This window comes from Streptomyces sp. BB1-1-1 (assembly GCF_031597775.1).
In the GTDB taxonomy this organism is placed as follows: domain Bacteria; phylum Actinomycetota; class Actinomycetes; order Streptomycetales; family Streptomycetaceae; genus Streptomyces; species Streptomyces thinghirensis.
In genome coordinates this window covers 1605282-1629216 of sequence record NZ_CP134203.1, presented here as the reverse complement: position 1 = coordinate 1629216, position 23935 = coordinate 1605282, and the positions used below count along the sequence as shown (strand labels likewise).

Annotated in this window: 20 protein-coding genes and 1 pseudogene; 15 read left to right on the top strand and 6 right to left on the bottom strand. The window is 72.8% G+C overall.

Going from position 1 to position 23935, the window contains the following annotated elements; genetic code table 11:
- Positions 1-46: 46 nt before the first annotated feature.
- Complete coding sequence (aceB, locus tag RI578_RS07550; RefSeq protein ID WP_310870362.1) at positions 47-1669, bottom strand: malate synthase A; 1623 nt, start codon at positions 1667-1669, stop codon at positions 47-49.
- Between the two features lie 184 nt (positions 1670-1853).
- Entirely contained in the window at positions 1854-2462 is a 609-nt protein-coding gene (locus RI578_RS07545) for a nucleotidyltransferase family protein (protein ID WP_310870361.1), read from the bottom strand.
- Positions 2463-2659: 197 nt separating this feature from the next.
- On the opposite strand from RI578_RS07545, the gene RI578_RS07540 reads away from it, so the two are divergent.
- Positions 2660-2974: a DUF5955 family protein gene (locus RI578_RS07540; protein ID WP_310870360.1), complete on the top strand. Its 315-nt coding sequence runs from the start codon at positions 2660-2662 to the stop codon at positions 2972-2974.
- Positions 2975-3010: 36 nt separating this feature from the next.
- On the opposite strand, the gene allR is transcribed toward RI578_RS07540, so the two are convergent.
- Positions 3011-3814 (bottom strand): allantoin degradation transcriptional regulator AllR, encoded by an 804-nt coding sequence (gene allR / locus RI578_RS07535; RefSeq protein ID WP_310870359.1) that lies wholly within the window; start codon positions 3812-3814, stop codon positions 3011-3013.
- Between the two features lie 230 nt (positions 3815-4044).
- Here allR and allB point away from each other — a divergent pair, with 230 nt between their 5' ends.
- Positions 4045-5400 carry an allantoinase AllB gene (gene allB / locus RI578_RS07530; protein ID WP_310870358.1) on the top strand — a complete coding sequence of 452 codons (1356 nt, stop codon included), beginning with the start codon at positions 4045-4047 and terminating at the stop codon, positions 5398-5400.
- Positions 5401-5444: 44 nt separating this feature from the next.
- The gene (gene alc / locus RI578_RS07525) at positions 5445-6575 is read left to right on the top strand and encodes an allantoicase (RefSeq protein ID WP_310870357.1); all 1131 of its coding nucleotides are present in this window, start codon (positions 5445-5447) and stop codon (positions 6573-6575) included.
- Positions 6576-6798: 223 nt separating this feature from the next.
- Here the strand turns inward: alc and RI578_RS07520 are convergent, their stop codons facing one another.
- Complete coding sequence (locus tag RI578_RS07520) at positions 6799-7569, bottom strand: SDR family oxidoreductase (RefSeq protein WP_310870356.1); 771 nt, start codon at positions 7567-7569, stop codon at positions 6799-6801.
- A gap of 130 nt (positions 7570-7699) precedes the next feature.
- Here RI578_RS07520 and RI578_RS07515 point away from each other — a divergent pair, with 130 nt between their 5' ends.
- Both RI578_RS07515 and RI578_RS07510 read left to right on the top strand, forming a co-directional pair.
- Complete coding sequence (locus RI578_RS07515) at positions 7700-8314, top strand: dihydrofolate reductase family protein (RefSeq protein WP_310870355.1); 615 nt, start codon at positions 7700-7702, stop codon at positions 8312-8314.
- An 86-nt stretch (positions 8315-8400) separates the two neighbouring features.
- Entirely contained in the window at positions 8401-8796 is a 396-nt protein-coding gene (locus RI578_RS07510) for a ribonuclease domain-containing protein (protein ID WP_310870354.1), read from the top strand.
- A gap of 50 nt (positions 8797-8846) precedes the next feature.
- Here the strand turns inward: RI578_RS07510 and RI578_RS07505 are convergent, their stop codons facing one another.
- Positions 8847-9047, bottom strand: a complete 201-nt coding sequence (locus RI578_RS07505; protein ID WP_310870353.1) for a hypothetical protein — start codon at positions 9045-9047, stop codon at positions 8847-8849.
- Positions 9048-9226: 179 nt separating this feature from the next.
- Between RI578_RS07505 and RI578_RS07500 the strand changes: the two genes are divergently transcribed.
- Together RI578_RS07500 and RI578_RS07495 are read left to right on the top strand one after the other, a co-directional pair.
- A complete protein-coding gene (locus RI578_RS07500) occupies positions 9227-10477 on the top strand; it encodes a histidine kinase (RefSeq protein WP_399059646.1) in 1251 nt (416 codons plus the stop codon).
- Between the two features lie 115 nt (positions 10478-10592).
- Positions 10593-11273 (top strand): response regulator transcription factor, encoded by a 681-nt coding sequence (locus RI578_RS07495; protein ID WP_310870351.1) that lies wholly within the window; start codon positions 10593-10595, stop codon positions 11271-11273.
- A 102-nt stretch (positions 11274-11375) separates the two neighbouring features.
- Here RI578_RS07495 and RI578_RS07490 read toward each other — a convergent pair whose 3' ends face one another.
- Positions 11376-12398: a Gfo/Idh/MocA family oxidoreductase gene (locus RI578_RS07490; RefSeq protein ID WP_310870350.1), complete on the bottom strand. Its 1023-nt coding sequence runs from the start codon at positions 12396-12398 to the stop codon at positions 11376-11378.
- Positions 12399-12527: 129 nt separating this feature from the next.
- Here RI578_RS07490 and RI578_RS07485 point away from each other — a divergent pair, with 129 nt between their 5' ends.
- From RI578_RS07485 to RI578_RS07450, 8 genes and pseudogenes are all read left to right on the top strand, one after another.
- Complete coding sequence (locus RI578_RS07485) at positions 12528-13265, top strand: myo-inositol degradation transcriptional regulator (protein ID WP_310875695.1); 738 nt, start codon at positions 12528-12530, stop codon at positions 13263-13265.
- 220 nt (positions 13266-13485) lie between these two features.
- A complete protein-coding gene (locus tag RI578_RS07480) occupies positions 13486-14490 on the top strand; it encodes a sugar ABC transporter substrate-binding protein (protein ID WP_310870349.1) in 1005 nt (334 codons plus the stop codon).
- Positions 14487-15530, top strand: a complete 1044-nt coding sequence (locus tag RI578_RS07475; protein ID WP_310870348.1) for an ABC transporter permease — start codon at positions 14487-14489, stop codon at positions 15528-15530. The genes RI578_RS07480 and RI578_RS07475 overlap by 4 nt, the downstream gene beginning before the upstream one ends.
- Positions 15527-16318 carry an ATP-binding cassette domain-containing protein gene (locus RI578_RS07470; RefSeq protein WP_310870347.1) on the top strand — a complete coding sequence of 264 codons (792 nt, stop codon included), beginning with the start codon at positions 15527-15529 and terminating at the stop codon, positions 16316-16318. Before RI578_RS07475 ends, RI578_RS07470 begins: the two co-directional genes overlap by 4 nt.
- A 115-nt stretch (positions 16319-16433) precedes the next feature.
- On the top strand, positions 16434-17582 hold the full coding sequence (locus tag RI578_RS07465; protein ID WP_210961637.1) for an ROK family glucokinase: 1149 nt from the start codon (positions 16434-16436) through the stop codon (positions 17580-17582).
- The gene (locus RI578_RS07460; protein ID WP_310870346.1) at positions 17579-18160 is read left to right on the top strand and encodes a sugar kinase; all 582 of its coding nucleotides are present in this window, start codon (positions 17579-17581) and stop codon (positions 18158-18160) included. The genes RI578_RS07465 and RI578_RS07460 overlap by 4 nt, the downstream gene beginning before the upstream one ends.
- 695 nt (positions 18161-18855) lie before the next feature.
- A pseudogene (locus tag RI578_RS07455) lies at positions 18856-21549 on the top strand (DEAD/DEAH box helicase); the annotation flags it as partial.
- Positions 21546-23933, top strand: a complete 2388-nt coding sequence (locus RI578_RS07450) for an SWIM zinc finger family protein (protein ID WP_310870345.1) — start codon at positions 21546-21548, stop codon at positions 23931-23933. The pseudogene RI578_RS07455 and the gene RI578_RS07450, both read left to right, overlap by 4 nt.
- Positions 23934-23935: the final 2 nt, after the last annotated feature.

Sequence of the window (23935 nt, the reverse complement as noted above, 5' to 3'; positions counted from 1 at the left end):
GGCGCGGACGGGCTCTCCTGCGGACGGGCTCTCCTGGGGCCGGGCGTCAGCCCTTCAGCTGCTCGTACGCCGGCAGCGTCAGGAAGTCGGCGTAGTCCTCGTCGAGGGAGACGGTCAGCAGCAGGTCGTGGGCCTGCTGCCAGTTGCCGGCCGCGAAGGCCTCGTCGCCGATCTCGGCGCGGATGTTCGCCAGCTCCTCGGCGGCGACCTTGCGGGCCAGCTCCGCGGTGACCTGCTCGCCGTTGTCGAGGACGACCTCCGCGTTGATCCACTGCCAGATCTGCGAGCGGGAGATCTCGGCGGTGGCCGCGTCCTCCATCAGGTTGAAGATGGCGACCGCACCGAGGCCGCGCAGCCACGCCTCGATGTAGCGGATGCCGACCTGCACGGCGTTGACCAGGCCCGCGTACGTCGGCTTGGCGTCCAGGGAGTCGACGGCGATCAGGTCGGCCGCCTTGACGTCGACGTCCTCGCGCAGCCGGTCCTTCTGGTTGGGCCGGTCGCCGAGCACCTTGTCGAAGGACTCCATGGCGATCGGGACCAGGTCGGGGTGGGCGACCCAGGAGCCGTCGAAGCCGTCGCCGGCCTCGCGGTCCTTGTCGGCGCGGACCTTCTCGAAGGCCACCTTGTTGACCTCGGCGTCCCGGCGGGACGGGATGAACGCCGCCATGCCGCCGATCGCGTGCGCGCCCCGCTTGTGGCAGGTGCGGACGAGGAGCTCGGTGTACGCGCGCATGAACGGGGCGGTCATCGTCACCGCGTTGCGGTCCGGGAGGACGAACTTGGCGCCACCGTCACGGAAGTTCTTGACGATGGAGAACAGGTAGTCCCAGCGGCCCGCGTTCAACCCGGAGGCGTGGTCGCGCAGTTCGTAGAGGATCTCCTCCATCTCGTACGCGGCCGTGATCGTCTCGATCAGGACGGTGGCGCGGACGGTCCCCTGCGGGATGCCGACGTAGTCCTGCGCGAAGACGAAGACCTCGTTCCAGAGGCGGGCCTCCAGGTGCGACTCCGTCTTCGGGAGGTAGAAGTACGGGCCCTTGCCGAGGTCCAGCAGGCGCTGGGCGTTGTGGAAGAAGTACAGGCCGAAGTCGACCAGGGCGCCGGGGACCGGCCGGCCGTCGACCTGGAGGTGGCGCTCGTCGAGGTGCCAGCCGCGCGGGCGCATGACGACCGTCGCCAGTTCCTCGTCCGGGCGCAGGGCGTACGACTTGCCGGTGCGCTCGTCGGTGAAGTCGATGCTCCGCGTGTAGGCGGAGGCCAGGTTGAGCTGGCCGAGGACGACGTTCTCCCAGGTCGGTGCGGAGGCGTCCTCGAAGTCCGCGAGCCAGACCTTCGCACCCGAGTTGAGGGCGTTGATGGTCATCTTGCGGTCGGTCGGGCCGGTGATCTCGACCCGGCGGTCCTGCAGCGCGGCCGGAGCGGGGGCCACCTTCCAGGAGTCGTCCGCGCGGACGGCGGCGGTCTCCGGGAGGAAGTCGAGCGTGGAGGTGCGGGCGATCTCGGCGCGGCGCTCCGCACGGCGGGCGAGGAGTTCGTCACGCCGGGGCGTGAACCGCCGGTGCAGCTCGGCCACGAAGGCGAGCGCCGCATCGGTGAGGACCTCCTCCTGCCGGGGCAGGGGCTCGGCGTCGACGATGGCCAGCGTGGACGGCGCTGGTGCGGACATGAGCTGTCACTTCCTTCAGCGGTGGCACCGGGTGCCAACGGGCACGTATGGGGCATAGCGCACTCGCTGTGCGGTCGAGTGCTTCTGGTCAGTGGATAGTAGTTTCCTCATTGTGGAACTTCAATGGTTTGTTGATGTCGAGATTCTCTGAGTCGAGGGAAGGTGGCGCCCAGTGCCACACTCCTTACTCAAGGTGGCGCAGGTCGGCCTCGGTGTCGATGTCGTACGGCCGCGCCACGTCCGCGCACTCCACCAGCGTGATGTCCGTCTCGTGTTCCCTCAGATAGGCGCGTGCCCCCCGGTCCTCGGTGGCAGTCGCCGAGACGCCTGCCCAGTGGGCGGCGCCGAGGAGGACGGGATGCCCGCGCTCGCCCGCGTACGCCGCCGAGGCGAGCGATGTCTCGTCCCGGTAGGCGGCGCGCACCCGCGCCATCGCCTCCGCTCCGATGCCGGGCTGGTCCACCAGTGAGACCAGCGCGGCCCGCAGACCGGCCCCGGCCGGCCCGGCCAGCGAGTCGAGCCCGGCGCGCAGGGACGACCCCATGCCCTGCTCCCAGTCGGGGTTGTCCACGACGACGCACCCGTCGAGCGCCGCCCGTGCGCGTACCGTCTCGGCCCGCGCCCCCAGGACGACGTGCACGCGGGCGCAACCGGCCGCGCGCAACGCGGCGATCGCGTGTTCGACGAGTGGATGTCCGCGGTGTTCGAGCAGTGCCTTGGGGCGTCCGCCGAGTCGCCGCCCGCCCCCGGCGGCGAGCAGCAGCCCCGCTACCTGGTCTTCGTTCTCCGTCATGGGTCCTGCATACCTGACCGCCCGCCAAACGCTCCGGCGTGCGCGGGTTTCGGGAGACTGAAATTCGGTCCGCGCGGTGGCGCGTCCGGTGCGGGGTGGCGTTTACTGGCCCGCGTCCCCGGCGCCCGACCAGTGGTCAGGGGCGCTCGGCGCGATCATCACGTAGGGGCGCACAACGGGGTGCGAGGGGGAGGGCTGTGTTGCGGAGCTTGGGGCAGAGGCAAGTGACCGTGGGTGACGAGGACGTGAGGGTGGCGGCACTGCGGACCGCGGTGTCCCGGTTGCGCCGCCAGCTCGCCCTGTTGCCTGCCGATTTCCCGGACCGGGCCATCGCCGAGGACGAACTTGCCGACCTTGCCGCGATGGCGAACCACGGTGTCCCCGAGGTGCCGCGGCTGCACCGTGCCCTGCTGCTGATAGCCGGCGCGATCGGCTCCGTCAGCGCCCTGTCCCGGGGGCTGACGGAGGTCCGGCACGCCGTGGAACTGTTCGGCGACCCCCCGCGCCGCTGAGTCCCGCGCCGCTGAGTCCCGCGACGCGGGGGCGGGTCACGCCGCCGGGTTGCCGTTCGAGGTGAGCAGGGCCTGCGACAGCTCCGCCGCCACCTGCTGGAGCAGCGGCACCATCCGCTCGGTCGCGGCCTCCGTGACCCGGCCGGCCGGGCCGGAGATCGAGATCGCCGCCGCGGTGGGGGAGTTCGGCACGGAGACGGCCAGGCAGCGGACGCCGATCTCCTGCTCGTTGTCGTCGATCGCGTACCCCTGGCGCCGCACGTCCGCCAGCGCCGCGATGAAGCCGTCCGGCGTGGTGATCGTCTTGTCGGTCGCGGCCGGCATGCCGGTCCGGCCCAGCAGGGCCCGCACCTCGTCCGCCGGGAAGTCCGCGAGCAGCGCCTTGCCGACGCCCGTGGAGTGCGGCAGGACGCGGCGGCCGACCTCGGTGAACATGCGCATCGAGTGCTTGGACGGCACCTGGGCGACGTACACGATCTCGTCCCCGTCGAGCAGCGCCATGTTCGCCGTCTCGCCGGTCTCCTCGACCAGGCGGGCCAGGTGCGGGCGGGCCCAGGTGCCGAGCAGCCGGGCGGCGGACTCGCCGAGCCGGATCAGCCGGGGGCCGAGCGCGTAGCGGCGGTTGGGCTGCTGGCGTACGTACCCGCAGGCCACGAGCGTGCGCATCAGGCGGTGGATGGTCGGCAGCGGCAGGCCGCTGCTCGCGGAGAGCTCGCTCAGGCCGACCTCGCCACCCGCGTCCGCCATCCGTTCGAGCAGGTCGAAGGCGCGCTCCAGGGACTGGACGCCGCCTGTGGCGGACCTGGCGGAGTCGGTGGTGCTGGCGCTGGACGTCGGCACGGCACGTTCCTTTCGGGGCTGGCGGGAGGAAAGAAGCGTACCCGGCGGCCGGTTGACTACCGGCTTGTACGTAGCTACGTTCTGCTTGCTGGAATTCTAATTCCGCTTTGTGGAAACGTCCAGGGTGAGCCCGCTGGGCATGCCCGCACAAAGGGTGCCTCTTGACGGCGCGGAACCGGGAATGAAGACTTCTTCAACAGAACGTTGAAATCGGTGAGAGAGAGGTTCGGGTGTCCGAAGCTGAACTGGTGCTGCGCTCGACGCGCGTCATCACTCCCGAGGGGATACGCGCCGCGTCGATCGCGGTGACCGGGGAGAAGATCACGGCCGTCCTGCCGTACGACGCCCCCGTCCCGGCGGGCGCCCGGCTGGAGGACGTCGGCGACCACGTCGTGCTGCCCGGCCTGATCGACACCCACGTGCACGTGAACGACCCCGGCCGCACCGAGTGGGAGGGCTTCTGGACCGCCACCCGCGCCGCGGCGGCCGGCGGCATCACCACCCTCGTCGACATGCCGCTCAACTCCATCCCGCCGACCACCACGGTCGAGAACCTGCGCACCAAGCGCGAGGTCGCCGCCGACAAGGCCCACATCGACGTCGGCTTCTGGGGCGGCGCCCTGCCCGACAACGTCAAGGACCTGCGCCCGCTGCACGAGGCCGGGGTCTTCGGCTTCAAGGCCTTCCTGTCGCCGTCGGGCGTGGACGAGTTCCCGCACCTCGACCAGGAGCAGCTCGCCCGGTCCCTCGCGGAGATCGCGGCCTTCGACGGCCTGCTGATCGTGCACGCCGAGGACCCGCACCACCTGGCCGCGGCCCCGCAGCAGGGCGGCCCGAAGTACTCGCACTTCCTCGCCAGCCGCCCGCGCGACGCCGAGGACACCGCGATCGCCGCGCTCCTCGCGCAGGCCAAGCGGCTCAACGCGCGCGTGCACGTGCTCCACCTGTCCTCCAGCGACGCCCTGCCGCTGATCGCCGAGGCCCGCGCCGACGGCGTACAGGTCACCGTCGAGACGTGCCCCCACTACCTCACCCTCACCGCCGAGGAAGTGCCGGACGGCGCCAGCGAGTTCAAGTGCTGCCCGCCGATCCGCGAGGCCGCCAACCAGGACCTGCTGTGGCAGGCACTGGCGGACGGCACGATCGACTGCGTGGTCACCGACCACTCGCCGTCCACCGCCGACCTCAAGACCGACGACTTCGCCACCGCCTGGGGCGGCATCGCCGGCCTCCAGCTCAGCCTGCCGGCCATGTGGACCAAGGCCCGTGAGCGCGGCCACGGCCTGGAGGACATCGTGCGCTGGATGTCCGCGAACACGGCACGCCAGGTGGGACTCGACGGACGCAAGGGCGCCATCGCGGCCGGCCACGACGCCGACTTCGCGGTCCTCGCCCCCGACGAGACGTTCACCGTCGACCCGGCCGCCCTCCAGCACCGCAACCGCGTCACCGCGTACGCGGGCAAGACCCTGTACGGCGTCGTGAAGTCCACCTGGCTGCGCGGACAGCGCGTCGTGGCGGACGGCGCGTTCACCGAGCCGAAGGGACAGCTCCTCACCCGGACCTGGCCCGTCCGGACCCCCTGAATCCAGCTCACCTCGAACGACCCCGAAAGGAACACCTGATCACCGTGACGGCCCAGCAGAACCCCTCGTTGGCCAGCTTCACCGGAGACGCGAACCCCTACGGAGGCGGCGACCCGTACGCGGACTACCGCACCGCCGACCTCCCCTTCACCCAGTACGCCAATCTTGCCGACCGGCAGCTCGGCGCGGGTGTCGTCGCCGCCAACGACGAGTTCTTCGCCCAGCGCGAGAACCTGCTGGTGCCCGAGCCCGCCGAGTTCGACCCCGAGCACTTCGGGCACAAGGGCAAGGTCATGGACGGCTGGGAGACCCGCCGCCGCCGCGGCGTCTCCGCCGAGCAGCCCTGGCCGACCGAGGACGACCACGACTGGGCGCTGATCCGCCTCGGCGCCCCCGGCGTGATCCGCGGCATCGTCGTCGACACGGCCCACTTCCGCGGCAACTACCCGCAGGCGGTCTCCGTCGAGGGCGCCTCGGTCGCCGGCTCCCCGTCGCCGGAGGAACTGCTCGCGGACGACGTGAAGTGGACGACCCTCGTCCCGCGCACCGCGGTCGGCGGCCACGCGGCCAACGGCTTCGCCGTCTCGGCCGAGCAGCGCTTCACGCACCTGCGTCTCAAGCAGCACCCGGACGGTGGCATCGCCCGTCTGCGCGTGTACGGCGAGGTCGTCCCGGACCCGGCGTGGCTCACCGCCCTCGGCACCTTCGACGTGGTCGCCCTGGAGAACGGCGGCCAGGTCGAGGACGCCTCCAACCTCTTCTACTCGCCGGCCACCAACACCATCCAGCCGGGCCGCTCCCGCAAGATGGACGACGGCTGGGAGACCCGCCGCCGCCGCGACCAGGGCAACGACTGGATCCGCTACCGGCTGGTGGACCGCGCCCAGATCCGCGCGATCGAGATCGACACGGCCTACCTGAAGGGCAACTCGGCCGGCTGGGCGTCGGTGTCCGTGAAGGACGGCGAGTCCGGCGAGTGGCGCGAGGTGCTGCCGCGCACCCGCATGCAGCCCGACACCAACCACCGCTTCGTCCTGCCCGAGGCGGCCGTCGGCACCCACGCGCGCGTGGACATCTTCCCCGACGGCGGCATCTCCCGCCTGCGCCTGTTCGGCTCGCTGACGGAGGACGGCGCCACCCACCTGGCCGCCCGCCACCAGGAACTCGGCGGCTGACCCAGTAGACGGACCGGCCGCCTGCCGAACGGGGCGGCCGACCCACGAACGGACCGGCCGCCCCACCGGAACGGGGCGGCCGGCCCTCCAAGACCCGCGGGGCGCACCGGCTGGACAGCACCGGTGCGCCCCGCGTGTGTGACAGCACCGGTGCGCCCCGCGCGTGTGTCCGCCGACGAGCGCGTCACCCACGCCGGTGCCGTCCCCGCAGCGGATCCGCCGCTTACGCCGCGTGCCCGCCGTCCACCGCGAACTCCGCGCCCGTGACGTACGAGGCGGCCGCCAGGTACGCCACCGTCGACGCGACCTCGTCCGCCGTGCCGAAGCGGCCCAGCGCCGTCATGGCCGCCTGCCCGCCGGCGTAGGGGCCGTCCGCCGGGTTCATGTCGGTGTCGATCGGCCCGGGGTGGACGATGTTGGCCGTGATCCCCCGCGGACCCAGCTCCCTGGCCAGGGCCTTGGTCAGCCCGATCAGCGCCGACTTGCTCGTCGCGTAGAGCGTCCCGCCCGGTCCGGGCACCCGCTGGGTCATGCAGGTGCCGATCGTGATGATCCGGCCGCCCTCGGTCATGTGGGACGCGGCCGCCTGCGAGGTCAGGAAGACCCCGCGCACGTTCACGGCCAGCAGCCGGTCGACGTCGGCGAGCGACAGCCCCTCCAGCGGGCCGAGCAGGCCCACGCCCACGTTGTTGACCAGCACGTCGAGGCGTCCGCCGAGCGCCTGTGCCGCCCGCTCCACCACCCCGGCCGCCTCGTCGGCGTCGGCGGAGTCCGCCCGCAGCGCCACCGCCCGTCGCCCCAGTGCCTCGACGGCCCGTACGACGTCCTCGGCCGCGTCCTTGCCGTTCACATAGGTGAGGGCCACATCGGCGCCCTCCCTCGCCAGCCGCAGCGCGGTCGCCGCGCCGATACCGCGACTGCCGCCCGTCACCAGGGCGGTCCGGCCGGTCAGAGGTGCCGAAGGGTGAGCAAGTGTTTCCGTGTTCGTGTTCATGGGTCCATCCCAGCGGGCCGGGCCCCCGCGCGCTGGCGGCGAACGGACGTCGACCTGACCGATGAGTTACGGGCGCCGGCGCGGTCTGAACCGATGACAGTGAAGACCACGGCACCGGAAGGCACCCGTCATGGGCAAGCTCGTACTCACCACGTTTCTCACACTCGACGGCGTCTACCAGGCCCCCGGCGGGCCCCGGGAGGACACCCGCGACGGCTTCGAGCAGGGCGGCTGGAGCGTTCCGTACGGCGACGAGGACTTCGGCCGGTTCGTCGACGAGGTCTTCGGCCGCGTCGGCGCGTTCCTCCTCGGCCGCCGCACGTACGACATCTTCGCCTCGTACTGGCCCAAGATGACCGACCCGGCCGACCCCGTCGCGTCCAAGCTGAACGGTCTGCCGAAGTACGTCGCCTCCACCACCCTCACCGACCCCGGCTGGGCGGGCACGACCGTGCTCGGCGGCGACCTGGCCAAGGAGGTCACGGCGCTGAAGGAGCGCACCGACGGGGAGCTTCAGGTGCACGGCAGCGGAGCCCTCGCGGGTTCGCTGCTGGCGCTCGACCTCGTCGACACCGTCCACCTGCTGACCTTCCCCGTGGTGCTCGGTGCGGGCCGCCGCCTCTTCGCGGAGGGCGCCCTGCCGACGGCCTTCCGGCACACCGGCGGGCGGGTGACGGCCGCGGGCGTCTCCATCCAGTCGTACGACCTGGCCGGGCGTCCCGAGTACGGCTCGTACGAGCTGTGAACTCGCCGAAAACACATATGACTTCCCGGTAAACTCCACGACCTTGTCATTGACATGCCACTGTCTACGCGCGTCATCATGAGGTCATGCGATTCCCCCCACGCGCCGCTCGGCTCGGCGCGGCAGCCGCAGTCCTGTCCGCCCTTCTCGTGGGCGGCACCGTCTCCGCGACCACGGCCGGCGCCGCCCCCGCGGCGGTCGGCGACATCTGCTACAGCGACCTGCCCTCGCAGGCGCACGACACGCTCGACCTGATCGAGCAGGGCGGCCCCTACCCCTTCGAACAGGACGGCACGGTCTTCCAGAACAGGGAGGGCATCCTGCCCAGCCGGTCCACCGGCTACTACCACGAGTACACGGTGATCACCCCCGGCTCCGACACGCGCGGCGCCCGCCGGATCGTCACCGGCGACGCCTCCCAGGAGGACTACTACACGGCCGACCACTACGCCTCGTTCGACCTCGTCGACTACGGCTGCTGAGGGCGTCGACCACCGGGTCCGCCGTCCGGGGCCGGGGCCGGGGCCTGGGCTCACCCTGACTTACGGCTCTCGGCGGCGGCGAACAGCGCGCCGCCGAGAGCGAGCAGCGCGACACTCGCGTAGACCTCGTAGCCATCGAGGGGACCGATCCGCTGCACCAGGCCCCAGTTCCAGTCGGTGAACTCGTGCACCAGGCCCGCCACACCCTGAATCACGGCCATCAGGCCCAGGAACTCCAGCAATTCCTTCATGACCCCGACTCTCGCCCCGCGGTCCCCCCACGCACATCGGCCGCGGGGCGAGCCCTGCCCGACGAAAGGCGCCGTCCTGTGCGACCCGGCGCGCCGAAAGTCTCCGGTCCCGCGACTTTGGTCGGTGATCCCGTCCTGCCGGCCGTCACCGTCGCCGTCGCTGCGTAGATTTGTCGACTGTGAACAGTGACAAGCAGGCCACGACACCCCCCGCCTTCGCGAGGCGGCGCTGGGTGCTGCCGGCGGCGCTGGTCGAGGACCTGTACCCGGAATCGCGGCGGCCCGGCGGGCGGCCCCGGCGCACCGCGCGCGACTGGATCGTCGACTTCACGTGCTTCCTGCTCGCGGTCGTCATCGGTCTGCTGGCCGCCGACACGCTCCAGGACGAGCCGGACCTCTCACCGGCCATGGAGGTCGCCGACCAGGTGGTCGGCGCCCTGGCCTGCGCCGCCGTGTGGCTCCGGCGCCGGTGGCCGGTCGGGCTGGCCGTGGCGATGCTGCCCGTCTCCCTCGTCTCGGCCACCGCGGGAGGCGCCGTCCTCGCCTCCCTGTTCACCCTCGCCGTACACCGCCCCTTCCGGTACGTGGCCTGGACCGGCGGCGCGAGCCTCGCCCTGGTCCCCCTGTACTACTGGATGCGCCCGGAACCCGGCCTGCCCTACTTGGCGTCGCTCGTCATCGCCTTGCTGCTCGCCGTCGCGGTCATCGGCTGGGGCCTGCTCGTCCGGTCCAAGCGCCAGCTCCTGCTCAGCCTCCACGACCGGGCCCGACGCGCGGAGACGGAGGCGCGGTTGCGGGCCGAGCAGGCGCAACGGCTGGCCCGGGAGGCCATCGCCCGTGAGATGCACGACGTCCTCGCGCACCGGCTGACACTGCTCAGCGTGCACGCGGGCGCCCTGGAGTTCCGGCCCGACGCACCCCGCGAGGACGTGGCGCGGGCGGCCGGTGTCATCCGCGAGAGCGCGCACGATGCCCTCCAGGACCTGCGGGAGATCATCGGCGTCCTGCGGGCCGGGGAGTCCGACGACGCGGGCCGCCCCCAGCCGACGCTCGCGGCACTGGAAGCGCTGGTCGCCGAGTCCCGGGAGGCCGGCATGAAGGTCGCCCTCGCCGGCCGGGTCACCGACCCCGCCGCCGTGCCCGCCTCCGTCGGCCGCACCGCCTACCGCATCGCCCAGGAGGCCCTGACCAACGCGCGCAAGCACGCCCCCGGCACCGAGGTCACCGTCTCCGTCACCGGGGCCCCGGGCGACGGTCTCGCCATGTCCGTGCGCAACGCCCCGCCCGAGGGCGAGGCGCCCCACGTGCCCGGCTCCGGGCAGGGCCTGATCGGGCTGACCGAGCGCGCCACGCTCGCGGGCGGCACCCTGGAGCACGGCCCCACGCCCGAGGGCGGCTTCGAGGTGCGGGCACGGCTGCCGTGGGGGTGAGCCGGGAGCCGGCGAACGGACGACGGCCGTCGCCGAAGCCCCCGAAGCCTCCGAAGTGACCGCAGTCGCCGGAGGACCCGACTCGCCTGCCGGCAACCGTGGTTTCGTAAGGGCCATGACTGCGATCAGACTGCTCCTCGTCGACGACGACCCGCTGGTGCGGGCCGGGCTCTCCTTCATGCTGGGCGGCGCGGAAGACGTCGAGATCGTCGGCGAGGCCGCCGACGGTGACGAGGTCGAGGCGCTCGTCGACCGCACCCGCCCGGACGTCGTCCTCATGGACATCCGGATGCCGGTGGTGGACGGACTGACGGCCACCGAGCGGCTGCGGGGCCGCCCGGACGCCCCGCAGGTGGTCGTGCTCACCACCTTCCACGCGGACGAGCAGGTGCTGCGCGCCCTGCGCGTGGGCGCCGCCGGCTTCGTCCTCAAGGACACCCCGCCCGCGGAGATCCTCGACGCGGTGCGCAAGGTGGCGGCGGGCGACCCCGTCCTGTCGCCCGCCGTGACCCGGCGGCTGATGGAGCACGCGGCCGGTACCGCCGCCGACACCAGGCGCACGCGCGCGCGTACGCGCGTCGCCGCCCTCAACGACCGTGAGCGCGAGGTGGCCGTCGCGGTCGGCCGGGGCCTGGCCAACGCCGCCATCGCGGCGGAACTCTTCATGAGCGTCGCCACCGTCAAGACCCACGTCTCACGCATCCTGGCCAAGCTCGACCTCAACAACCGGGTCCAGGTGGCCCTGCTGGTCTACGACGCGGGGCTGCTGGACGAGGACGGGGAGGACACCCCCTAGCCGAAGACACGGGCGTCGGCGTTGCCGCGTGCTCGGCCCGGGGAGCCGGAGTCCGCCGACGGCTTCCGCAGGAACCCCCTCACGAACCCGCTCACGAACCGCTCATCCCGCCACGGACGCCTCGGCCCCCGGGATCTCCGCCAGCCGCACCGGTCTGCGCTCGCGCCGGGAGCTCTCACAGGCCTCGGCGATCCGCAGCGCCTGAAGCGCCTCGCGCCCGTCGCACGGATTGGCCCGCTCGCCGCGCACGACCTCGACGAACGTGGTCAGTTCCGTCTCGTAGGCCGGACCGAACCGCTCCACGAAGCCGGTCCACGGTTTGTCCGCGGCCGGCGGCCCGGTGGGCTCCGTCGAGGCGATCGGCGTACGGTCGTCCAGGCCCACGACGATCTGGTCCAGCTCCCCGGCCAGCTCCATGCGCACGTCGTACCCCGCGCCGTTCAGCCGCGTCGCCGTCACCGTGGCCAGTGTGCCGTCGTCCAGCGTGAGGAGCGCCGCGCCCGTGTCCACGTCGTCCGCGGCGCGGAACATCGGCGGCCCGGCGTCGGACCCGGCGGCGTACACGTCGGTGATCTCCCGGCCGGTCACCCAGCGCAGGATGTCGAAGTCGTGGATGAGGGTGTCCCGGTAGAGCCCGCCGGACTGCGGCAGATACGCGGCCGGCGGCGGCTCCTGGTCGCTGGTCACCGCCCGGACGGTGTGCAGCCGGCCGAGCCGCCCGGACCGTACCGCCTCACGGGCCCCCGTGTAGCCGGTGTCGAAGCGGCGCTGGAACCCCATCTGCAGGATCGTCCCGGCGGCTTCCACCTCGGCGATGGCCTGCAGCGTGCCGGGCAGGTCCAGGGCGATGGGCTTCTCGCAGAACACCGGTAAACCCGAACGTGCTGCCCGACCGATCAGTTCGGCGTGGGCCGGCGTCGCCGTGGTGATCACCACGGCGTCCACGCCCCACTGGAAGATCTCGTCCACTCCTGGTGCCGCCGTCTCGCCCAGCCGGTGGGCCAGGTCCTGGGCACGCGCGATGTCGGCGTCCGTGAGGATCAGGGATCCGACGTCGCGATGACGGCTGAGCGTGTTGGCGTGAACGGTACCGATGCGGCCCGTTCCGATGACCCCGATGCGCATGGAATCAAAGTGGGCTCACAGCCCGTGCGCTGTCAATGCGTATGTCCGGACAATCGAACTACACAACTTCCCGTCAACAGCGCACGGAGCTACGCTCGGCCCGTGCCGAAACCAGAAGTGGACCCCACCGTGTCGCTGGACCTCAGCGTGGATCGCAGCAGCCCCGTGCCGCTGTACTTCCAGCTGTCGCAGCAGCTGGAGGCGGCGATCGAGCACGGCGCGCTGACCCCCGGCAGCCTGCTGGGCAACGAGATCGAGCTGGCCGCGCGGCTCGGCCTGTCCCGGCCCACCGTCCGCCAGGCCATCCAGTCGCTCGTCGACAAGGGCCTGCTGGTGCGCCGTCGGGGCGTCGGCACCCAGGTCGTGCACAGCAAGGTCAAGCGCCCGCTCGAGCTCAGCAGTCTCTACGACGACCTGGAGGCGGCGGGCCAGCGCCCGGCCACGAAGGTCCTGGTCAACACCGTCGTCCCCGCGACCGCCGAGGTCGCCGCCGCGCTCGGCGTCGCCGAGGAGAGCGACGTGCACCGGGTGGAGCGGCTGCGGCTGACGCACGGAGAGCCGATGGCGTACCTGTGCAACCACCTGCCGCCCGGTCTCGTCGACCTGGACACCGCGCAACTGGAGGCCACCGGCCTGTACCGGCTGATGCGCGCCGCCGGGATAACGCTGCACAGCGCCCGCCAGTCCATCGGCGCCCGCGCCGCCACCGCCGACGAGGCCGAGCGGCTCGGCGAGGACGAGGGCGCCCCCCTGCTCACCATGGAGCGCACGACCTTCGACGACACGGGACGCGCGGTCGAGCTCGGCACGCACACCTACCGGCCGTCCCGCTACTCCTTCGAGTTCCAGCTACTCGTACGGTCCTGACCTGCGCCGACCGCCGGCCCGGGGGCGCCGGGTGATTCCCGTGCGGCTCGCCGTGCGAGTTCGTGCCAATGTCCGGACAATGTGACCGACGCCTGCTCCCCGGCGCCGAGTGATCGATTGCCATGTCGGACAATGGGGCGTTTGGGGTTTCGAGAACCCGGCCGGGTTCCCGCGGAGCCCCGGCACGCACAGCACGGCACAGCAAGAAGGGCACGGCCTCGTGGCACGGTTTCGGACATGGGTGGGCATAGCGCTGGCAGGGGCACTGTCGGTGTCCCTGGCCGGGTGCAGCAGTACTGGCGGCAAGCGCGCCGAGGATGCCCGCAAGGCCGCGTCGGCCCAGGGGAAGGCGGCGGTGAACACGCCCCGCTGGACCTTCGCGATGATCACTCACTCGGGTGATGGCGACTCGTTCTGGGACATCGTCCAGAGCGGCGCCGAGCAGGCCGCGGTGAAGGACAACATCAACTTCCTGTACTCCCAGGACGACGAGGGCCAGCAGCAGGCGCAGCTCGTGAACGCGGCCATCGACAAGAAGGTCGACGGGATCATCGTCACGCTGGCCAAACCCGCCGCCATGAAGTCCGCCCTGGCCCGTGCCCAGAAGGCGGGCATCCCCGTGATCACCGTGAACTCCGGCTCCGAGGAGTCCAAGAAGTTCGGCGCCCTCACGCACATCGGGCAGGACGAGACGATCGCCGGCGAGGCGGTCGGCGAGGAACTGAACGAGCGGGGCCGCGAGCAGGCGATCTGCGTGCTGCACGAGCAGGGCAACGTCGGTCACGAGCAGCGCTGCGACGGCGTCGAGAAGACCTTCGACGGCAAGATCCAGCGGCTCTACGTCAACGGCACCAGCATGCCGGACGTGCAGTCCGCCATCGAGGCCAAGCTCCAGACCGACAAGTCGGTCGACGCGGTCGTCACCCTGGGCGCCCCCTACGCCGACACCGCGGTGAAGGCCAAGCAGGGCGCGGGCAGCAAGGCCGAGATCGACACCTTCGACCTCAACGCCAAGGTGGCCGCCGGACTGGAGGACGGCACCCTCGGCTTCGCCGTCGACCAGCAGCCCTACCTCCAGGGCTACGAGGCGGTCGACCTGCTGTGGCTGTACAAGTACAACGCCGACGTCCTCGGCGGCGGCCGGCCGGTGCTCACCGGTCCGCAGATCATCACCAAGGACGACGCCGCCGAGCTGGCCGACTACACCAGGCGGGGCACCCGATGAGCGCGGGCACGGACGTGGCGACCGCTGACGAAAGGATTCTGCAGACCTCTCCGCTGCGGAAACTCCTGGGCCGTCCCGAGCTGGGCTCCGTGGTCGGCGCGATCGCCGTCTTCGTCTTCTTCGCGTTCTTCGCCGACAGCTTCCTGCGCGCCACCAGCCTCAGCACGGTCCTCTACGCCGCCTCCACGATCGGCATCATGGCCGTCCCGGTGGCGCTGCTGATGATCGGCGGTGAGTTCGACCTGTCCGCGGGCGTCATGGTCACCTCGTCGGCGCTGGTGTCGTCGATGTTCAGCTACCAGATGACCGCCAACGTCTGGGTCGGCGTCGGCGTCTCCCTGCTGGTCACCCTGGCGATCGGCGCCTTCAACGGCTTCATGCTCACCCGCACCAAGCTGCCCAGCTTCATCATCACGCTCGGCACCTTCCTGATGCTGACCGGCCTGAACCTGGGCTTCACCAAGCTGATCGACGGCACCGTCTCCACCAAGACGATCGCCGACATGGAGGGCTTCCCCTCCGCCCGTGAGATCTTCGCCTCCACGCTCACCATCGGCGGCGTCGGCTTCAAGGTCACCATCCTGTGGTGGCTCGCCCTGGTCGCCGTCGCCAGTTGGATCCTGCTGCGCACCCGCGCCGGCAACTGGATCTTCGCGGTCGGCGGCAACAAGGACGCCGCCCGCGCGGTCGGCGTCCCGGTGACCAAGACCAAGATCGGCCTCTACATGGGCGTCGGTCTCGGCGCCTGGATCTCCGGCCAGCACCTGCTCTTCTCCTACGACGTCGTCCAGTCCGGCGAGGGCGTCGGCAACGAGCTGATCTACATCATCGCGGCCGTCATCGGCGGCTGCCTGATCACCGGCGGCTACGGCAGCGCCGTCGGCTCGGCGGTCGGCGCGTTCATCTTCGGCATGACCAGCAAGGGCATCGTCTTCGCCGAGTGGAACCCCGACTGGTTCAAGTTCTTCCTCGGAGCGATGCTGCTCCTCGCGACCCTGCTCAACGCCTGGGTCCGCAAGCGCGCGGAGGCCACCAAGTGACCGGGACGGAAGCACGTACGGCGCTCGTCGAGCTGTCCGGCGTCAGCAAGAACTACGGCAACGTCCGCGCCCTCGAAGGCGTGTCCCTGGAGGTCCACGCGGGCGAGATCACCTGCGTGCTGGGCGACAACGGCGCCGGCAAGTCGACGCTCATCAAGATCATCGCCGGTCTGCACCAGCACGACGGCGGCACCCTGAGCATCGACGGCGAGGAGACCCGCCTCTCCTCCCCGCGCGAGGCACTGGACCGCGGCATCGCCACCGTCTACCAGGACCTGGCCGTCGTCCCCCTCATGCCGGTCTGGCGCAACTTCTTCCTCGGTTCGGAGCCGCGCAAGGGTGTCGCCCCCTTCAAGCGCATGTACGTCGACCACATGCGCCGCACGACCCGCGCCGAACTCCTGCGCATGGGCATCGACCTCCGCGACGTAGACCAGCCCATCGGCACCCTCTCCGGCGGCGAGCGCCAGTGCGTGGCGATCGCCCGCGCGGTGCACTTCGGCGCGAAGGTGCTGGTGCTCGACGAGCCGACGGCGGCACTGGGCGTGAAGCAGTCCGGCGTCGTCCTGAAGTACGTGGCGGCGGCACGTGACCAGGGCCTGGGTGTTGTCTTGATCACCCACAACCCGCATCACGCGTACCTGGTGGGCGACCGGTTCGTCCTGCTGAAACGCGGCACGATGGTGGGCAACCACGAGCGCGAGGACATCACCCTGGACGAGCTGACGCGGCAGATGGCGGGCGGAACGGAGCTGGACGATCTACGCCACGAACTGGAACGCAGCTAGGGGCGCGGGGAACGGCGCGACCAGCCACAACGAACCCGCACCCGGTAACGAACCGCTTCCACCCACCCCCTGTCCATTCGGCACCCAGCGTGAGCGTGCGGCACAATCGCACCCGATGAGCACCTACCGCGACTTCACCGCCCCCATCGGCTCCCGCCGCGCCCCGGTCCTGCGCACCGTGGGCACGAGGGAACGCCGCTCGCACCTCACGGCACCCCGCGTGCCGACGGTCGGCATCGACATCGGCGGCACGAAAGTCATGGCGGGCGTCGTCGACGCCGACGGCAACATCCTGGAGAAGCTCCGCACGGAGACCCCGGACAAGTCCAAGAGCCCCAAGGTGGTCGAGGACACCATCGTCGAACTGGTGCTGGACCTCTCCGACCGGCACGACGTGCACGCCGTCGGCATCGGCGCGGCCGGCTGGGTCGACGCCGACCGCAACCGCGTGCTGTTCGCCCCCCACCTGTCCTGGCGCAACGAACCGCTGCGCGACCGCATCGCCGGCCGTCTCGCCGTGCCCGTCCTGGTGGACAACGACGCCAACACCGCCGCCTGGGCCGAGTGGCGCTTCGGCGCCGGCCGCGGCGAGGACCACCTGGTCATGATCACGCTCGGCACCGGAATCGGCGGCGCGATCCTGGAGGACGGGCAGGTCAAGCGCGGCAAGTACGGGGTCGCCGGAGAGTTCGGCCACATGCAGGTCGTCCCCGGCGGCCACCGCTGCCCGTGCGGCAACCGCGGCTGCTGGGAGCAGTACAGCTCCGGCAACGCCCTGGTCAGGGAGGCCCGCGAACTGGCCGCCGCCGACTCGCCGGTGGCGTACGGGATCATCGAGCACGTCAAGGGCAGCATCGGCGACATCACCGGCCCGATGATCACCGAGCTGGCCCGCGACGGCGACGCCATGTGCATCGAACTGCTCCAGGACATCGGCCAGTGGCTCGGCGTCGGCATCGCGAACCTCGCCGCGGCCCTCGACCCGTCCTGCTTCGTGATCGGCGGCGGGGTCAGCGCCGCCGACGACCTGCTGATCGGCCCCGCGCGCGACGCCTTCAAGCGCCAGCTCACCGGCCGCGGCTACCGCCCCGAGGCCCGCATCGTCCGCGCCCAGCTCGGCCCCGAGGCCGGCATGGTGGGCGCCGCCGACCTGTCCCGGCTGGTCGCCCGCAGATTCCGCCGCGCCAAACGGCGCCGGGTGGAGCGGTACGAGCGCTACGAGCGGTACGCGGAGGCCCGCCGCACGCCCCGGGAGTCGCTGTGACGGATTCCCTGCCCCACCAGGCCGGGCCCCCGGACGGGCCCAGGCGTCCGGTGGAGGACCGCCGGCACAGGATCCGCCGCCGGTCGCTCACCCTGCTCATCATCGTGCTGCTCATCGGCATCCCGGCCGGCTACCTCATGATCTCCGCCAACCAGAGCCGCGACAGCGGCCGGGAGAAGGAGGCGAAGTACGCGGCGACCGGCATGACCGAGGGCTGGCCGTCCAAACTGCAGCGCCGGGTCTACGAGGTGCCCGTCCCGGTCCCGTCCGAAGAGGTCGCCTACTACGAGACGAACAACTGGAAGACCAGTCGCCTCTACGTCCAGTTCGAGACCACCAACGCCGGCCTGGACGCCTTCCTGGCGGGGCTGGGCGTCGACCGGGACGCACTGGAGAGCGGCAAGATCGCCATCAGCGACCGCGCCCAGCGGGTCACCGGCTGGGAGTTCGGCGGGTCGGGAGCCTGGTACGGCCTCGTCAACGAGCAGCGGAATCCGGCGCCCACCCAGGACGTCGTGGTGAACATGGACGACCCGGACTACCCGATGGTGTACGTCGTCTCGCGCACGGTTCCCTAGACCGCGCACAGGCGTCGCCGACCGGGCCCCGGCAGGGCGCCGGGGCCGATTGTCAGACCCCGCCCGTAAAGTCGAAGACATCTGATCGGGCACGCGGGCGGGAGGTGACAGGACGTATGAGCGACATGGCCGTGGTGGGCACGATGGCCACCGGTCGAGCGGGGGAGCGGGACGAGGCGACGCGGCCGGAGGCAGCCACTCCGTCCGTCCCCGTCCGGCTCGCGGCCGTCTTCCTGCCCGCGCCTCTCCCGCGCGATGGACGGATCGCCTTCTGGGACCCCGAGGACGGCCTCGCGGCCACCGCCTTTCCCGAGCACGGGGCTGCCGCCGCGACGCCGGAAGGCGGGGCGGCTGCCGTTTCGTCTTCCAGGGACGGTGGGTCGGCCGTTTCGTCTTCCGGGGGCGGTGGGTCGGCCGCCTCGCCTCCCGGGGGCGGCGGGTCGGCCGTTTCGTCTTCCGGGGGCGGTGGGTCGGCCGCCTCGCCTCCCGGGGGCGGCGGGTCGGCCGTTTCGTCTTCCGGGGGCGGTGGGTCGGCCGCCTCGCCTCCCGGGGGCGGCGGGTCGGCCGTTTCGTCTTCCGGGGGCGGCGGGTCGGCCGCCTCGCCTCCTGGGGACGGCGGGTCGGCCGCCTCGCCTTCCGGGGGCGGCGGGTCGGCAGCCGCTTCGCCTTCCGGGCACGGCGCCCGGCCCGCCGGGGCCACGGACCTCACCGTCGTACGGCGGCACGGCGCCGGGGTGCGACGCCGGACGACGCCCGCGTTGTCCCTCCCGCTCGCCGAGGCACTGCCCCTGCTGGTGCGCGCCCGGCACGACCCGGCCGCCCACCCGGCCACCGCCTGCTGGGGCGCCGCGGCCCTGCACGCCCTGCGGCTCGCCGCGCGCGGCCGGCTCCTGCCCGGCCTGACGGCGACCGGACACGACGCCTGGCGGGCCGGCCCGCTGGACCCCGACGACATCGCGCACCTGCGGTCGGTGGCCGCCGCCCTGCCCCCGGAGGGCCACGCGGTCCCGCTGGACGGCCCAGGCCCGATCCGGCTGCCGGAACCGGAAGCACTCGTCCGCGCCTTCCTGGACGCGGTCGCCGACACCCTGCCCCGCACCCCGGCCGCGCCCCACGCCTCGGGCCGGCCCTTCGCCGCACGCGCGGCGCAACACCTGCCGGACGCCCACGACTGGGCCGCGGAGGTCGCCGCCGGCATGGACGCGGGCGTGCGGATCTCGCTGCGCCTGGATCTGTCGGCGTACGACCTGTTCGACGGGGACGACGAGGGCAACGGCGGCGCGCGCAGCGCGGGTGCGGCGGTCGTCCAGGTGCACAGCCTCGCCGACCCCACCCTCGTGGCCGACGCGGCGGACCTGTGGTCGGGAGCGGCCGACGCGGCGTTCGGTCCCCGCGCGCGCGTGGACGCCGCCCTCGGGGTGCGGCGCGCGGCACGGGTCTGGCCGCCGCTCGACCGGCTCACCGAGCAGGACGTGCCCGACGTCCTCAGCCTCTCCGAGGAGGAGGTCATCGACCTGCTGGGCGTGGCGGCCGGCCGGCTCTCCGCAGCCGGGGTCGCCGTGCACTGGCCCCGCGACCTCGCCCAGGACCTCACCGCGACCGCGGTGGTCCGGCCCGCGCCCGGCTCCGCGACCGACGGCACCGGCTTCTTCGAGAGTGAGGATCTCCTCCAGTTCCGCTGGCAGCTGGCGATCGGCGGCGACCCGCTCACCGAGGCCGAGATGGACACCCTCGCGGAGGCCCACCGCCCGGTCGTCCGGCTGCGCGACCGGTGGGTGCTGGTCGATCCCGCCCTGGTCCGCCGCGCCCGCAAGCGCGACCTCGGCCTGCTCGACCCGGTCGACGCCCTGTCCGTCGCCCTCACCGGCACCGCGGAGGCCGACGGCGAGACGGTCGAGGTGGTGCCGGTCGGCGCGCTGGCCGCCCTGCGCGACCGGCTCACGGCAGGTGTCCGCCCCGCCGAACCGCCGCCCGGCCTGCACGCCACCCTCCGCGACTACCAGCTGCGCGGCCTGGCCTGGCTCGACCTCATGACCTCGCTCGGCCTCGGCGGCTGCCTCGCCGACGACATGGGCCTCGGCAAGACGGTCACCGTCATCGCCCTGCACCTCAAGCGGGCCCGCACCGAACCGACCCTGGTGGTCTGCCCGGCCTCGCTGCTGGGCAATTGGCAGCGGGAGATCACCCGGTTCGCACCCGGCCTCCCCGTCCGCCGCTTCCACGGCCCCGATCGCACCCTGGACGATCTGACCGGCGGCTTCGTCCTCACCACGTACGGCACGATGCGGTCCGCCGCGGCGACCCTGGCCGAGCAGCCCTGGGGCATGGTCGTCGCGGACGAGGCGCAGCACGTCAAGAACCCGTTCTCGGCGACGGCGAAGGCTCTGCGGACGATCCCGTCCCCCGCGCGCGTGGCGCTGACCGGCACACCGGTGGAGAACAACCTCTCCGAGCTGTGGGCGCTGCTCGACTGGACCACCCCCGGGCTCCTCGGTCCCCTGAAGTCCTTCCGCGCCCGGCACGCGCGCGCGGTGGAGAACGGCGAGGACGAGGAGGCGGTGGAGCGCCTCGCCGGCCTGATCCGTCCCTTCCTGCTGCGCCGCAAGAAGTCCGACCCGGGCATCGTCCCGGAGCTGCCGCCGAAGACCGAGACGGACCACCCCGTCCCGCTCACCCGCGAACAAGCCGCGCTGTACGAGGCGGTGGTGCGCGAGTCGATGCTCGCCATCGAGTCGGCCGAGGGCATGGGCCGCCGGGGCCTGGTGCTCAAGCTCCTGACCTCGCTGAAGCAGATCTGCGACCACCCCGCACTGTTCCTCAAGGAGGAGCACCCGCCGGGCCGAGCGGATCGACTGACCGACCGCTCCGGCAAACTCGCCCTGCTCGACGAGCTGTTGGACACGCTCCTCGCGGAGGACGGTTCGGCGCTCGTCTTCACGCAGTACGTCGGCATGGCCCGCCTCATCACCTCCCACCTGACCGCCCGCGCGATCCCGGTCGACCTGCTGCACGGCGGTACGCCGGTGCCGGAGCGCGAGCACATGGTGGACCGCTTCCAGAGCGGGGCCACCCCGGTCCTCGTCCTCTCCCTGAAGGCCGCCGGCACCGGCCTGAACCTCACCCGCGCGGGGCACGTCGTGCACTTCGACCGCTGGTGGAACCCGGCGGTCGAGGAACAGGCCACCGACCGCGCCTACCGCATCGGCCAGACCCAGCCGGTCCAGGTCCACCGCCTCATCACCGAGGGCACGGTCGAGGACCGCATCGCCGAGATGCTCCAGTCCAAGCGTGCCCTGGCCGACGCGGTCCTCGGCTCCGGCGAGGCGGCCCTCACCGAACTGACGGTCCGCGAACTGTCCGACCTGGTGTCCCTGCGGAGGCCGTCATGACCCCCCGGCCCGCCGACGAGGCCCGCCGCGCCCTGCGCGAGGCACGCGAGCGAGGCGAGGGGGCGGCGCCTGGACCGACCGTCGATGCGGATGCGGCAACCGAAGCCGAAGCCGAAGCGGCCGCCCCCGAACGCGAGCCGGCGCAGGCGCAGGCGCAAGGTCATGACCAGCACCAGCACCAGCACCAGCACCCTGACCGGGGCCGGAATCGGGATCGGAAGCCGGAGGAGCGCACCGAGCGGCCCCGCCCCGGGGACGTCGCACGCGCGGCGCTGCGCAGCGCGCGGACCGCACGGCATGCAGGGGAGGACGACGGAGCGGGCGGCGCGACGGGGGAGGAAACCAACCGGCCCGAAGACGTGACTCGCTCTGCTGGGCGGCCGATCGTCTCTGACGGAACAACAGTCGCCGCCCCGGCGGATCACTCCGATGATGCGGCGACCGATGCCTCGGCCTCGGCCTCCGACCCGACGTCCCTCCCCGGTGAGGCGACCGCCGACGCGGCCCCCGCGGCACGCCCAGGCTCCGCGGGCACGAGCGACAGCCGGCCGGCGGATGTGGCGCGTGAGGCGTTGCGGGCGGCTCGCCGGCAGGCGACGGCGGACACCGCGGCCAAGGGGGCGGAGGGCACCCGGCGGCTGTCCCGCCCGGCCCGTCGTCCGCAGGGGGGCGGCGGTTCGCGCACCGCCGACGCCCGCGCACGGGCCGTACGGGACTTCGCGGCGGACGCGTTCCGTCTCCCCCCGGAGGCGGACCCCGACGAGGATGCCCTGACCCCGGACGAGCCCGCCTCCGACTCCACTCCCACGCCGTATCGCGCCGCGCGTTCAGAGGGTGCTGCCGAGGGCCCGTCTCCTGCCGCCGGTGAGCCGTGGCTTCCATCACTTCCGTCCACGTTGTCCTACGAGCCACCGCCCCCACGCCGGCAGGCGCCACCGCGACCCGGGCGTGCCCCGGCGGCGCCGGACCGAGCTCCGCACCCGGCGGCTCCGGGCCGGGCTCCGCACCCGGCGGCTCCGGACCGGGCTCCGCACCCGGCAGCGCACGACCAGACGTCCCCCCAACCGCCCGCGAACCAGACGTTCCCCCCGCCGCCCGCGACCCCTCGCACCCCCCGCTCGATGGCCGCGCCGGGCCGGGACGGCGAGCTGCGTCGTACCTTCCCCGCCCTCCCGCCCCGCGCGGCGGCGGACGGGAGTCTCGCCGGGACCTGGTGGGGAAACGCGTGGGTGACGGCGCTGGAGGAGGGCGCCCTGGACGCCGCGCGGCTGGCGCGAGGGCGGGGGTACGCCGAGCGGGGACACGTCGACGCCATCACCGTGACGCCCGGCCTGGTCCTCGCCTACGTGCAGGGCAGCCGGCCCCGGCCGTACCGCGTGCAGATGCGGCTGCGCACGCTCGACGACGCCGACTGGGAGCGGTTCCTGGACGCGGCCGTCGAGCGTCCCGGCCACATCGCCGCGCTCCTCGACAAGGAGCTGCCCCACTCCCTGGCCGACTGCGGTGTCCCCCTGCTCCCCGGCCCCGGCGACCTCGCCCCGCAGTGCAGTTGCCCCGACTCCGGGCACCCCTGCAAGCACGCCGCCGCCCTCTGCTACCAGACGGCACGTCTGCTCGACGCCGACCCCTTCGTCCTGCTCCTGCTGCGCGGCCGGGGCGAACGCGAGCTGCTCGACGCCCTGTCCCGGCTGAACGCGGCCCGTGCGGCCCGCGCCGCCCAGGATCGCGGACCGGAGCCCCTGCCCGGTGTCCGGGCCGCCGCGGCACTGACGGCGCGCGCCCTGCCGCCCCTCCCGGCGCCGCTGCGCCCGCCCCCGCACCCCGAACAGCCCCCGGCCTACCCGGCGGCACCGGGCGGCCCCGACCCCTTCGCGCTGGACCAGCTGGCCACCGACGCCGCCGCCCGCGCCCACGCCCTGCTCACCACGGGCCGTGACCCGGTCGGCGGGCTGACGCTGTGGCAGGACGCCGTGCGCCTCGCCGCGGCCCGCCCCGGTTCCGGCCTCACCGTCGGCACCCGAGCGCTCTACGCGTCCCTCGCGAAGGCCGCCGGCCGCGACACGGCGGACCTGGCGCGCGCCGTGGCCGCCTGGCGCCAGGGCGGACCGGAGGGCCTCGACGTCCTGGAGGAGCCCTGGGACCCGCCGGCCGGCCGCTTCGACCGAGCCCGCCCGCTGCTGCTCGCCGCCGACCTCCCCGCCTTCCGCCCCTGGCGCAACCGCCTCACCCACCCCCAAGGCCACGTCCAGCTCAGGCTCGGCCGGGCAGGGCTCTGGTACGCCTACGAGTCGGAACCCGGCCGCGACGACTGGTGGCCGCGCGGCACCCCCGACCTCGACCCGGTCGGCGCCCTGACGGGCCTGGGCGGTCCCGGCGACCTCTGACC